This window comes from Cupriavidus basilensis OR16 (assembly GCF_000243095.1).
Lineage (GTDB): Bacteria > Pseudomonadota > Gammaproteobacteria > Burkholderiales > Burkholderiaceae > Cupriavidus > Cupriavidus basilensis_D.
Window position 1 is genome coordinate 1 of record NZ_AHJE01000141.1, and the last position, 13304, is coordinate 13304.

Annotated in this window: 8 protein-coding genes and 2 pseudogenes; 8 read left to right on the forward strand and 2 right to left on the reverse strand. The window is 66.2% G+C overall.

Annotated elements, in window-relative coordinates; genetic code table 11:
* Positions 1–21: 21 nt before the first annotated feature.
* On the forward strand, positions 22–759 hold the full coding sequence (locus OR16_RS35485; RefSeq protein ID WP_050983209.1) for an IclR family transcriptional regulator: 738 nt from the start codon (positions 22–24) through the stop codon (positions 757–759).
* A 58-nt stretch (positions 760–817) separates the two neighbouring features.
* On the opposite strand, the gene OR16_RS35490 is transcribed toward OR16_RS35485, so the two are convergent.
* Positions 818–2065: a Zn-dependent hydrolase gene (locus tag OR16_RS35490; RefSeq protein ID WP_006163807.1), complete on the reverse strand. Its 1248-nt coding sequence runs from the start codon at positions 2063–2065 to the stop codon at positions 818–820.
* 267 nt (positions 2066–2332) lie between these two features.
* Between OR16_RS35490 and OR16_RS35495 the strand changes: the two genes are divergently transcribed.
* From OR16_RS35495 to ugpQ, 5 genes and pseudogenes are all read left to right on the forward strand, one after another.
* Positions 2333–3910 carry an ABC transporter substrate-binding protein gene (locus OR16_RS35495; protein WP_237717339.1) on the forward strand — a complete coding sequence of 526 codons (1578 nt, stop codon included), beginning with the start codon at positions 2333–2335 and terminating at the stop codon, positions 3908–3910.
* Between the two features lie 133 nt (positions 3911–4043).
* The gene (locus OR16_RS35500; RefSeq protein ID WP_006163811.1) at positions 4044–4994 is read left to right on the forward strand and encodes an ABC transporter permease; all 951 of its coding nucleotides are present in this window, start codon (positions 4044–4046) and stop codon (positions 4992–4994) included.
* Positions 4995–5046: 52 nt separating this feature from the next.
* A pseudogene (locus tag OR16_RS35505) lies at positions 5047–5902 on the forward strand (ABC transporter permease).
* A 4-nt stretch (positions 5903–5906) separates the two neighbouring features.
* Positions 5907–7130: an ATP-binding cassette domain-containing protein gene (locus tag OR16_RS35510; protein ID WP_006163812.1), complete on the forward strand. Its 1224-nt coding sequence runs from the start codon at positions 5907–5909 to the stop codon at positions 7128–7130.
* A complete protein-coding gene (ugpQ, locus tag OR16_RS35515; protein WP_006163814.1) occupies positions 7123–7878 on the forward strand; it encodes a glycerophosphodiester phosphodiesterase in 756 nt (251 codons plus the stop codon). Before OR16_RS35510 ends, ugpQ begins: the two co-directional genes overlap by 8 nt.
* A gap of 28 nt (positions 7879–7906) precedes the next feature.
* On the opposite strand, the gene OR16_RS35520 is transcribed toward ugpQ, so the two are convergent.
* Complete coding sequence (locus tag OR16_RS35520) at positions 7907–9568, reverse strand: SulP family inorganic anion transporter (RefSeq protein ID WP_006163816.1); 1662 nt, start codon at positions 9566–9568, stop codon at positions 7907–7909.
* A 423-nt stretch (positions 9569–9991) separates the two neighbouring features.
* On the opposite strand from OR16_RS35520, the pseudogene OR16_RS35525 reads away from it, so the two are divergent.
* Together OR16_RS35525 and OR16_RS40230 are read left to right on the forward strand one after the other, a co-directional pair.
* Positions 9992–12846: pseudogene (locus tag OR16_RS35525) on the forward strand (2-oxoglutarate dehydrogenase E1 component).
* Positions 12847–12942: 96 nt separating this feature from the next.
* Positions 12943–13304, forward strand: a 362-nt coding sequence (locus tag OR16_RS40230; RefSeq protein ID WP_006163820.1) for a biotin/lipoyl-containing protein, incomplete at its 3' end; no start/stop codon positions are given.

Below are 13304 nucleotides of genomic sequence, written 5' to 3' on the forward strand. Positions count from 1 at the left end.
TGACCCGCTTTCAATCAGTCGCTGGAGAAGGGGCTGGAAGTGCTGCGGGCTTTCAGCGCAGTCCACCGCACCCTCACGCTGGCCGAACTGGCGGGGCTGACCGGCATGACCAAGAGCTCCGCGCAACGCACCGTGCATACGCTGGAAACGCTGGGCTATGTGGCCAAGCACCCGCAGACGCGGCGCTTCCGGCTGACCCCCAAGGTGATGGAGATCGGCTACAACTACCTGTCCGCCGACGCGCTGATCCAGGTCGCCAGCCCTTACCTGTCGCAGCTCGCCAATGCCAGCGGCGAGTCCGCCAACCTGACCGAGCCAGTGGGGCTGGAGATGGTCTACGTGGCGCAGTTGATGACGTCGAAGTACATCCCGGTGCTGACGCCCGTCGGCATGCGCATCCCGATGTACTGCACCAGCAGCGGCCGCGCGTACCTGAGCACGTTACCGGACGAACAGGTGATGGCCATGCTGGAGGACTCGGCCCGGGTGGCGCGCACGCCGGCCACACTGACCGATGTGGCGGCGATCTTCGAGGCGGTGGTGGCTTGCCGGACGGTGGGCTACGCCTGCAACAACGAGGAGCTGTTCCTGGGCGATATGGGCGTGGGCGCGGCCATCGTCAACAGCCAGGGGCAGGCGGTGGGCGCGGTGCATGTGTCGCCGCCGGCCAGCCGCTGGAGCATGGCCGAGGCACAGAAAAAGCTGGCGCCGATGGTGATCGAATGCGCGTGGGCGATCTCGCGTTCGATCGCCCACTGAGTCTCCACGGCGCCAGAACGCCAGAAGGCCTTAACGCCCCTTAACGCCCCTTAACGCCTTATCGTGCGTGCTCCAGCATCGCTTGCAGCAGCACATTGGCACCGGCCTCGATATGCTCGGGCAGCGCGTCTTCCAGCTCGTTGTGGCTGATGCCATCCTTGCACGGCACGAAGATCATGCCGGTGGGCGCGCGTTGCGCCACGTAGACGGCGTCGTGCCCTGCCCCGCTGACCACGTCCATGTGCGGCAGGCCCAGCGCGGCCGCGGCGCGGCGCACACTGTCCACGCAGGCTGGCGCGAACGCGCATGGCTCGAACTTCACCACCTGGCTGATCGCCACCTCCACCGCGCCACGCTGCGCAATCTGCGCGAACGACGCGCGCATGGCGGCGTCCATGCGGTCCAGCCCGGCCTGAGACAGATTGCGCAGGTCCACGGAGAAGTCCACGCGGCCCGGAATCACGTTGCGTGAGTTGGGCGTGACCTGCACGTAGCCTACTGTGCCGCGCCCGTGCGGGGCCTCCGCCACGGCGATGCGATTGACGTCGTCGATCATGCGCGCCGCCGCCAGCATGGCGTCATGGCGCAGCGCCAGCGGCGTGGGGCCGGCATGGGCGTCCATGCCGGTCACGGTCACGTCGTACCACTGCTGGCCGAGCGCGCCGCTGACCACGCCGATCGGCAGCCCGGCGGCTTCCAGCACCGGCCCCTGCTCGATATGCGCCTCGAAATAGGCTGCGAACATGCCACCCGGCACGTCGCCCACGGGCTGCTCGCCGCGGTAGCCGATCTGCTCCAGCGCCTCGCCCACGCTGATGCCGTCGAGGTCGCGCTGGGCGCGGATGAACGCCGCCTCGAACACGCCGGCAAAGGCGCCCGAGCCCATCATCACGGGCGTAAAGCGGGTGCCCTCTTCGTTGGTCCAGAACGCCAGTTCCAGCGGTGCGCGGGTGACGATGCCCAGGTCGTTGAGCGTGCGCATGACCTCCAGGCCAGCCAGCACGCCGAAGTTGCCGTCGAACTTGCCGCCCGAGGGCTGGGTGTCGATGTGGCTGCCGGTGGCCACCGCAGCCGCATGGGGATCGCTGCCGGCACGGCGCGCGAACACGTTGCCTACCTCGTCGGTGCGCACGTCGAGCCCGGCCTCGCGGCACCAGCCGACCACCAGGTCGCGGCCCTGGCGGTCCAGTTCGGTCAGCGCGATGCGGCACACGCCGCCCTTGGGCGTGGCGCCGATCTGCGCGAGGTCCATCAGCGATTGCCACAGGCGTGCTGCGTTGATACGGGGAAGGTGTTGCTGGTCCATGTCGGGAAAGCCGGTTGGTTGGGAGTCAGGCGGGGAAGTCAGCAAAAAACAGGCCATGGCGAGAACGCCGCCGGACCAAGACTCGGGCATCGGCACTGGCATATGACTTGCTTAACTGGTTCTGTCTCCCCCTCCCCCCACCCAGGAGCTTTGCCCGTGACCGTTTTTTCTTCCGACTCCGCAAGAAGCGTGAAACCCGGCCTGAAGTCCATCGCCGCCGCTGCCGCGATCACCGCCGTCTCGATCCTCGCCTTGCCGGGCACCGCGATGGCCGAGAAGGTACTGCGCATCGGCATGACCGCCGCCGACATCCCGCGCACGCTGGGCCAGCCCGACCAGGGCTTCGAAGGCAACCGCTTCACCGGCATCCCGATGTACGACGGGCTGACCCAGTGGGACCTGTCCAAGGCCAACGGCCCCAGCCTGCTGATTGCCGACCTGGCCACGGAATGGAAGGTCGATGCCAAGGACAAGACCAAGTGGATCTTCAAGCTGCGCCCCGGTGTGAAATTCCACGATGGCTCGCCGTTCAACGCCGACGCTGTGGTGTGGAACGTGGGCAAGGTGCTCGACAAGACCGCCAGGCAGTTCGATCCCAGCCAGGTCGGCGTGACCGCCTCGCGCATGCCCACGCTGCGCGCTGCCAGGAAGATCGACGACCTCACGGTGGAACTGATCACGTCGGAACCCGACTCCTTCCTGCCGTACAACCTGAGCAACCTGTTCATGGCGTCGCCCACGCAATGGGACAAGAAGCTGGCCGCCGTGCCGGCCTCGGTGACCGACGCCGCAGAGCGTTCCAAGCAAGCCTGGGTGGCCTTTGCCGCCGATGCTTCCGGCACCGGTCCCTTCAAGATGAGCCGCTTCGTGCCGCGCGAACGGCTGGAGATGGTGAAGAACGCGCAGTACTGGGACGCCAAGCGCGTGCCCAAGATCGACAAGGTGGTGATGCAGCCGATGCCGGAGGCCAATGCCCGCACCGCCGCGCTGCTGTCGGGCCAGGTCGACTGGATCGAGGCGCCGGCACCGGATGCCGTGGCGCAGATCAAGAGCCGCGGCTTTGAGGTCTACGCCAATGCCCAGCCGCATATGTGGCCGTGGCAGCTGTCGTTCGCGCCCGGGTCGCCCTGGCTCGACAAGCGCGTGCGCCAGGCGGCCAACCTGTGCGTGAACCGCGACGGCCTGAAGACTTTGCTGGGCGGCTACATGGCCGAATCCAAGGGCATCGTCGAAAAGGGCAACCCGTGGTGGGGCAACCCCACGTTCGATATCAAGTACGACGCCAACGCCGCGCGCAAGCTGATGCAGGAAGCCGGCTATTCGGCCGCCAAGCCGATGAAAGTGAAGGTGCAGGTCTCGGCATCGGGCTCCGGCCAGATGCAGCCGCTGCCGATGAACGAGTACGTGCAGCAGAACCTGAAGGCGTGCTTCATCGACGTCGATTTCGACGTGGTCGAGTGGAACACGCTGTTTACCAACTGGCGCATCGGCGCCAAGGACCCGAGCGCGCATGGCGCCAACGCCATCAACGTGAGCTTTGCGGCGATGGACCCGTTCTTCGCCATGGTCCGTTTTGTCAGCACCAAGACGCAGCCGCCGGTCTCGAACAACTGGGGCTACTTCGGCAACGCGGAGTTCGACAAGCTGATCGAAACGGCGCGCACCTCCTTCGACGAGAAGGCGCGCGACACGGCGCTGGCCAAGCTGCATGCCCGCATCGTGGAAGAAGCGCCTTTCGTGCTGATCGCGCATGACGTAGGCCCGCGCGCGATCTCCAGGAAGGTCAAGGGCGTGGTGCAGCCGCAGAGCTGGTTCATCGACATCGCCACCATGTCGATGGACTAGGCGGCGAGCGCGCATGGCCGGTCCCGGGCCGGCCGCGCGCAGCGCAACCCAGAACATGCCCGGCCGGCAAGCATCGGCCGGGCCCCCGAGAAACCACGGCAGGCACCCCGCGCCCGCCTTCCCGGCTACGATCATGCTCTACCTGCTGCGCCGCATCGTCTACGCGATCCCCATCCTGATCGGGGTCGCCCTGCTCTGTTTCTCGCTGGTCCATATCGCGCCAGGCGACCCGCTGGTGTCGGTGCTGCCGCCCGATGCCTCCGAGGACCTGCGCCGCCAGCTCACCGTGCTCTACGGCTTCGATAAGCCCTTCCTCAAACAATTCCTGCACTGGCTCACCCGCGCGCTGCATGGCGACCTGGGCACCTCCATCGCCACCAACCGCCCGGTGATGAGCGAGGTGATGACGGCGGTGATCAACTCGGTACGGCTGGCCGCGGTGGCTACGCTGATCGGCTTCACCTTTGGCTGCCTGTTCGGCTTCGTGGCCGGCTACTTCCGCGATTCCGCGGCGGATCGCACGGCCTCCTTCCTGTCGGTCTTCGGCGTGAGCATGCCGCACTACTGGCTGGGCATGGTGCTGGTGATCGTGTTCTCCGTGTTCCTCGGCTGGCTGCCCGCCACCGGCGCCGGCCCTGGTGGCTCCAGCGACTGGGCATGGAACTGGGAGCATATCCAGTACATGGTGCTGCCGGCGGTGACAATGTCGGTGATCCCGATGGGCATCGTGGCGCGCACCATCCGTGCCCTCGTGGCTGAAATTCTCTCCAATGAATTCATCGTCGGCCTGAAGGCACGCGGCTTGTCGGAGCTGGCGGTGTTCCGCCATGTGCTGAAGAACGTCGCGCCCACCGCGCTGTCGGTGATGGGCCTGCAGCTCGGCTACCTGCTGGGCGGCTCGATCCTGATCGAGACCGTGTTCTCCTGGCCCGGCACGGGCTTCCTGCTCAACTCGGCGATCTTCCAGCGCGACTTTCCGCTGCTGCAGGGAACCATCCTTGTGCTTGCCGTGTTCTTCGTGCTGCTCAACCTGCTGGTCGATGCGCTGCAGACGCTGTTCGATCCACGTATTCAGCGGCATTGAAGCAAACACTGACGAAACCCCTGACGTAACCAAGGCCACCCGGGAGCCTCCCATGGAAATGACCCTGAAAAAACCGGCCCTTGTGCCCGTCGTGCAGCGCTCGCCCGGCTACTGGACCACGGTGGGCAAACGCCTGCTGCGCAACAAGCTGGCCATGCTGGCCGCGCTGATCCTGCTGGCCCTGGTGCTGATGGCGATCATCGCGCCCGTGCTGATGCCGGCCGATCCGTACGCGGCCTCGATCATGAAGCGCCTCAAACCCATCGGCACGGAGCACTACCTGCTTGGCACCGACGAGCTGGGGCGTGACCTGCTCTCCCATGGGCATCACGCCGGTGCTGATCGCCTTCGTGATCGGCAGCGCGCTGGGCATCGTCGCTGGCTATGCCGGCGGCTGGACCAACACCGTGATCATGCGGCTGGTCGACATCCTGTACGCCTTTCCCTCGGTGCTGCTGGCCATCGCGCTGTCGGGCACGCTCGGTGCGGGCGTTGGCAACGCGCTGCTGTCGCTCACCATCGTGTTCGTGCCGCAGATCGTGCGCGTGGCGGAGAGCGTGACCACGCAGGTGCGCAACCGCGAGTTCGTCGATGCGGCGCGCGCCTCGGGCGCTTCGTCGCTGACCATCGTGCGCGCCCACGTGCTCAACAACGTGCTGGGGCCGATCTTTGTCTACGCCACCAGCCTGATCTCGGTGTCGATGATCCTGGCCTCGGGCCTGTCTTTCCTCGGCCTCGGCGTCAAGCCGCCCGAGCCGGAATGGGGCCTGATGCTCAATACGCTGCGCACGGCCATCTATACGCAGCCGTGGGTTGCCGCCCTGCCCGGCGCCATGATCTTCCTGACCTCGATCTCCTTCAACCTGCTCGCCGATGGTATTCGCTCGGCGATGGAAATCAAGGACTGATGCCATGACAGCAACCTTGCAAGACAGGGGGCCCGACGCCCTGGCCAACACCGATGTCGGCGGCCCCGCGCAGCCGCTGGTGATCGCGCGCGACCTGGTCAAGCACTTCCCGCTCAAGTCGAAACTGCCCTGGCGCAGCGGCGGCGAAGTCCGCGCCGTCGACGGCGTCAGCTTCGAAGTCAGGAAGGGCGAAACACTGGGCGTGGTTGGCGAGTCCGGCTGCGGCAAGTCCACCACCGCGCGCCTGCTGATGCAGCTCATCGAGCAAAACAGCGGCGAGCTGATCTTCGATGCGCTGGGCGTGGGATCGGCGCAGTTGCCGATGAAGCGTTACCGCAGCCAGGTGCAGATGGTGTTCCAGGACAGCTACTCCTCGCTCAATCCGCGCCTGACCATCGAGGAATCCATCGCCTTTACCGCACGCGTGCACGGCATCGATGCGGCCGAAGCCAGCGCGCGCTCGCGCGCCCTGCTCGACCGCGTGGGCCTGGAGCCGACGCGCTTTGCCGGGCGCTACCCGCACGAGCTATCGGGCGGCCAGCGCCAGCGCGTGGCCATGGGCCGCGCGATCGTGCGCGAGCCTGCCGTGTTCCTGTTCGACGAGCCGCTGTCCAACCTCGACGCCAAGCTGCGCGTGCAGATGCGCCTGGAGTTGAAGGAGCTGCATCGCCGCCTGCGCACCACCAGCATGTACGTGACCCACGACCAGGTCGAGGCCATGACGCTGGCGGACCGCATGATGGTGCTCAACGGCGGGCGCGTGGAGCAGATCGGCACGCCGCTGGAAGTCTATGCGCGCCCGGCCAGCACCTTCGTGGCGAGCTTCATCGGCTCGCCGCCGATGAACCTGATCCCGGTTGCCCGGACCAATGGCGGGCAGGGCGAGGCGCAGATGCGCGTGGAGCAAAAGGCCGGCGCGCAAGGGGCGGCGGCCACCCTTGGCCACCTGCCGATGGGCCTGCACCTGCCCGAGCGCGCGCTGCTGGGCCTGCGTCCGGAGCATATCGAGCCATGCGCGGCGCATGTGGCAATCGCCGAGATCGAGATCCGCCTGGTCGAGGCGCTCGGCGCCGACTCCTATGCGTACGGCACGCTGGGCGGCCAGCCGGTGGTGGTGCGGCTGGACAGCAACATGCCGGTGCGCGGCGGCGATCGCCTGCCGATCACGGCCACGGCCGAGCACCTGCATTTCTTCGACGCCGATACCGGCAAGCGCATCGATGCCTGACATGACCCTGGCCCCCTGGCCGTATCCGCGCCATGTCGCCCATCGTGGCGCAGGCAAGCTCGCGCCCGAGAACACCCTGGCGGCGTTCCGCCATGGCGCGTCGTTTGGTTACCGCATGTTCGAGTTTGACGTGAAGCTGTCGGGCGACGGGCGCCCGGTGCTGCTGCACGACGCGACGCTCGACCGTACTACCAGCGGCCAGGGCCGTGCCGATGCGCTGACGCTGGGCGAGATCGCCATGCTGGACGCGGGCAACTGGCATAGCCCGGCCTATGCTGGCGAGCCGGTTCCCACGCTAGCGGCGATTGCCCGCTATACCCGCGCCAACGGTTTCTTCGTGAATATCGAGATCAAGCCCGTCCCGGGCGCGGAATGGCGGACCGGCGCCGCGGTGGCGCTCGATGCCCAGGCGCTGTGGGCGGGTAGCGGCGTGCCGCCGCTGCTGTCGTCGTTCTCGGAGGAGTCGCTGGAAGCGGCCCGCAAGGCCGCGCCCGGCCTGCCGCGTGCGCTGTTGCTGGACACGCTGCCGCCCGACTGGCTGGAGCGGCTGCGCCGCCTGGACTGCGTGGCGCTCGATGCCAACCATCGCGAGCTCACCGCGGAGGTTATCCAGGCTGCCCATGCAGCTGGTTTCCGGGTGGTCTGCTATACCGTCAATGACCCGGCGCGCGCGGCGCAGCTGCTGGGCTGGGGGCTGGACGCCCTGATTACGGACGCGGTCGACCTGATCGCGCCGAGTCAGGACTAGCCGGCGCGGCGCGGCCCGCATGGCCCGTTCATGCAGGCTGCGCCAAGGCGTCGCGCACCGCGTCGTCCACGCTCCAGCCGCGCCACATTTCCTCGGGCAGGGCCGGGTTGCGTGCATGCGCGAGCAGGTCGCGCACCTCGTCCTTCACGCGCGCGAGCCGCAGCGGTATGTTGTGGGCCTTCGCGAACACTGCCAGCTCGCCCAGGGCTTCAAGCGCGGTGCCGTCGAGGTCGGACGATTCTTCCAGGCTTAGCACCAGGCCATATTGAGGGTGCTCGCGTGCGAGCGCCTGGCGCACGGTGCCCAGCACGCTGTCGATATTGCCGAAGAACAGCGGGACTTCCGGGCGCGCGATCAACAGCCCCTTGGGCGCGGTGGCCTCGGGATGGCGCGCCGTGTCGACGAAGTCGTGGCTCTCGGCCCAGCGGCCCAGCCAGCTCACCTGCGGGCGCGACAGGCGCTGCAGCAGCATCGCCAGGCTGACCCCGATCGCTAGCAGCAGCCCATGCAGCACGCCCAGCAACAGCACACCGGCAAAGGCGGTCAGCGCCACCAGGCGGTCACGCCGCCAGTCGAAATAAGGCTTGAGGCTGCCTGGGTTGAGGCTGTGTCCCACCGCGCGGATCACGATGGCCGCGAGTACCGGTTCGGGCGTGTGCGAGATCCAGGGGAGCAGGGTGCACACCGCTGCAAAGACCACGGCGCCCGCAACCAGGCCGGCACGGCGGCTTTGCGCGCCGGCCGCTTCGTTGGCCGAGGTGGCGGAAAATCCTGCGCCCACCGGCATGCCCTGGAACAGCCCCGAGGCGAGATTGGCCAGCCCCAGTGCCGCCAGGTCCCGGTTGGGCGAGACGACGTCGCCGTGGCGCATGGCAAAGGTGCGGATCGATCCGTAGCTCTCGGCGTACAGGATCAGGGCCAGCGCGGCGGCCAGTTCGCCCACCCGCATCCAGTCGGCCGTGCTCAGGTCCGGCACCCGTGGCGCCGAGAACTGCAGGGCGATGTTGCCCACGGCCGCGACGCCATGTGCCTGGGTCCAGCCACTGAGGTCGAGCACGATGCCGGCGGCGATGACCAGCAGCGCACCTGGCATGGCGCGCCAGCGCGCGAACACATGCAGTAGCGCTAGCGCAATCAGTGCCACGGCGGCGCCCGCCAGGTTCCAGTGGCGCCAGCTGGCGAGCAGTTCCCAGGCCAGGCGCAGGAAGTCGCCATGCGCCGGATGCACGTCCAGGACCTTCGGGCATTGCTTGAGCACGATGGTCAGCGCCAGTCCCAGCGCAAAGCCGCGCAGCACCGGCTTGGCGATCAGATTGGAGATCGCCCCCAGGTGGGCCAGCGACGCCAGAAGGAACAGCACCCCCGCCAGCAGGATCACGGCGGTGCCGAGGGCGATGCGCAGTCCGGCGTCGCCCTCGGCGGCAGCCGTGGTCGCTGCCAGCAGCACCGCGGCTGACGACGAGGTGGCTGAAACGATGGCAAAGCGGCTGCTGCCAAGCAGGCCATAGACCAGCAGGCCCGCGAACAGCGCGATCACGCCGGCTTGCGGCGGCAGCCCGGCAATGCCGGAATAGGCCACGGCCTCGGGCAGCAACAGCCCGGCGATGGCCAGCCCGGCCACCAGATCGGCGCGCCACGTGGCGGAAGCGGCTCTCGGCGCCACGGCATCGGCGCTGGGGGCGGGCATCATTGGCGGGGCCGGGCGCAGGCCCGCGGGGGTTGTGGCAAGAGATGCACGAATCGCTCCTTTGGTTTCCGGCTCCATGCTATCGAACGGATGGGTAAGCAGTAGACCGTCGGGAGGCGGTCATGGCCGCTTCGCAACAGTGGGAAGCGGTCCCCGCGCGTTGCGGCAAAATTCCCTCGGCTCACTCGGCAAACGTGCTATTCTTATGCGAGTGAAGACTTAGGTCCTTCCACGCACAACTGACCCTTTCAGGGCGACTGAACAGATCGGCACCCGCTGCGGTGCCGTTTGCATAATGATGCATTTAATGTGTTTCAGTTGTTGCCCAGAAAGAGTTGTTTGCGATCCGCTAACCGGTCAAGCCGTGTCGCGGAAGGTTGATGAACCCGCTTTATTCCGGCATTCCCGGATAATAGTGAGCGCCCCATGATGCAGCAGTATCAGAGCAATTCGTACCTCTTCGGCGGCAATGCCCCCTATGTAGAAGAGCTGTACGAGGCCTACCTCGAAAATCCCTCCTCGGTTCCCGATAACTGGCGCGCGTACTTCGACGCGATGCAGAACGTGCCGGCTGTCGATGGCTCCAACGCCCGCGATATCCCCCACGCTCCCATCGTCGCCTCGTTCGCAGAGCGCGCCAAGGCGGGCCCGATCAAGACAATTGTTGCTTCGGCCGACTCCGATATGGGGCGCAAGCGCGTCGCTGCCACGCAGCTGATCGCCGCTTACCGCAATATTGGTTCGCATTGGGCAGACCTGGATCCGCTCAAGCGCCAGGAACGTCCGCCCCTGCCGGACCTCGATCCCGCGTTCTACGGCTTCTCCGAAAGCGATCTCGACATCGTCTTCAACGCCAGCAATACGTATTTCGGCAAGGAATCGATGAGCCTGCGCGAGCTGCTCAACAACCTGCGCGAAACCTATTGCAGCAGCATCGGCGCCGAGTTCATGTACATCAGCGACCAGGCGCAAAAGCGCTGGTGGCAAGAGCGCCTGGAAACCACGCGTTCCAAGCCGGTGTTCACGCTCGAGAAGAAGAAGCACGTGCTCGACCGCCTGACCGCGGCCGAAGGCCTGGAGCGCTTCCTCCATACCAAGTACGTTGGCCAGAAGCGTTTCTCGCTCGAGGGCGGCGAAAGCTTCATCGCTGCCATGGACGAGCTGATCCAGCACAGCGGCAGCAAGGGCGTGCAGGAAATCGTGATCGGCATGGCCCACCGCGGCCGCCTGAACGTGCTGGTCAATACGCTGGGCAAGATGCCGGCCGACCTGTTCGCCGAGTTCGAAGGCAAGCACGTCGATGACCTGCCTGCCGGCGACGTGAAGTACCACAAGGGCTTCTCCAGCGACGTCTCCACCGAAGGCGGCCCGGTCCACCTGTCGCTCGCCTTCAACCCGTCTCATCTGGAAATCGTCAACCCGGTAGTCGAAGGCTCGGTCAAGGCCCGCCAGGAACGCCGCGGCGAGCCCGCAGGCCATGCGGAAGTGCTGCCGGTGCAAGTGCACGGCGACGCGGCCTTCGCAGGCCAGGGCGTGGTGATGGAAACGCTGAACCTGGCACAGACCCGCGGCTACGGCACGGGCGGCACGATGCACATCGTGATCAACAACCAGATCGGCTTCACCACCTCGGACCCGCGCGACTCGCGTTCCACGCTGTATTGCACCGACGTCGTCAAGATGATCGAGGCACCGGTGCTGCACGTGAACGGCGACGATCCCGAAGCCGTGGTGTTCGCCATGCAGCTGGCCGTGGACTTCCGCATGGAGTTCAAGAAGGATGTCGTGGTCGACATCATCTGCTTCCGCAAGCTGGGCCACAACGAGCAGGACACGCCGGCCGTTACCCAGCCGCTGATGTACAAGAAGATCGCCCAGCACCCGGGCACGCGCAAGCTGTACGCTGACAAGCTGACCGCGCAGAACCTGGTGGCTGCCGACTTTGGCGACGAACTGGTCAAGGAATACCGTGCCGCGATGGATGCGGGCAAGCACACGGTCGACCCCGTCCTGTCGAACTTCAAGAACAAGTTCGCCGTGGACTGGATGCCGTTCCTGAACCGCAAGTGGACCGACGCCGCCGACACCGCCGTGCCGGTGACCGAGCTCAAGCGCCTGGCCGAACGCATCACCACCATCCCCGAACACCTCAAGCTGCACCCGCTGGTCGAGAAGGTGGTGAAGGATCGCGCCAACATGGGCCGCGGCGACCAGTCGCTGGACTGGGGCATGGGCGAGCATCTGGCCTTCGCCTCGCTGGTGGCTTCGGGCTACGCGGTGCGCATCACTGGCCAGGACGCCGGCCGTGGCACCTTTACCCACCGCCACTCGGTGCTGCACGACCAGAACCGCGAACGCTGGGATGCAGGCAGCTACGTGCCCCTGCAGAACGTGTCCGAGAACCAGGCACCGTTCACGGTGATCGACTCGGTGCTGTCGGAAGAGGCTGTGCTCGGTTTCGAATACGGCTTCTCCACCGCTGAGCCGAACGCACTCGTGATCTGGGAAGCCCAGTTCGGCGACTTCGTCAACGGCGCCCAGGTGGTGATCGACCAGTTCATCTCCTCCGGCGAAGTGAAGTGGGGCCGCGCCTCGGGCCTGACCCTGATGCTGCCGCACGGCTACGAAGGCCAGGGCCCGGAACACAGCTCGGCGCGCATCGAGCGCTTCCTGCAGCTGTGCGCGGACCACAACATTCAAGTCTGCCAGCCGACCACCCCGGCCCAGATCTTCCACCTGCTGCGCCGCCAGATGATCCGTCTGTTCCGCAAGCCGCTGGTGATCATGACGCCGAAGTCGCTGCTGCGTAACAAGGAAGCGGTCTCGCCGTTGTCCGACCTGGCCAAGGGTCACTTCGAGACGGTCATCCCCGATCACGAAGAACTGAACGCCAGCAAGGTCAAGCGCGTGATCATGTGCTCGGGCAAGGTCTACTACGACCTGGTCAACACCCGCAAGGAACGCGGCGCTACCGACACGGCCGTCATCCGCATGGAACAGCTGTATCCGTTCCCGCACAAGGCAGTGGCAGCCGAGCTGAAGAAGTACCCGAACGCCAACGAAATCGTGTGGTGCCAGGACGAACCGCAGAATCAGGGTGCCTGGTTCTTCGTCCAGCACTTCATCATGGAAAACATGGCGGAAGGCCAGAAGCTCGGTTACGCGGGTCGCCCCGCTCGGCATCGCCGGCGGTGGGCTACTACGCCAAGCACAATGAGCAACAAAAGGCGCTGCTGGATGCGGCGTTCTCCAAGCTCAAGGGCTTTGTCCTGACCAAATGATCGTGGCCAGCATGGCGGCGCGCGAAGAGAGCGCGCCGCCATGTTTTTGTCCACCTGCCTTAAGCAAAAACGAAATACATCAAGGAAATTCCAACCATGGCTATTGTTGACGTCAAGGTTCCGCAACTCTCTGAATCGGTTGCAGAAGCAACCATGCTGAACTGGAAGAAGAAGCCGGGCGAAGCGGTTGCCCAAGACGAAATCCTGATTGAAATCGAGACCGACAAAGTCGTGCTCGAAGTGCCGGCCCCGTCGGCTGGCGTGCTGTCGCAGATCATCCGCAACGACGGCGACACCGTGGTTGCCGACGAAGTGATCGCCAAGATCGACACCGAAGCCACCGCTGGCGCCGTCGCTCCCGCCGCTGCCGCCGCCCCGGCACCCGTGGCCGCCGCCCCGGCCGCCGCAGCCGCTCCGGCCGCAGCCGGCGCCGTGGCCATGCCTTCGGCAGCCAAGCT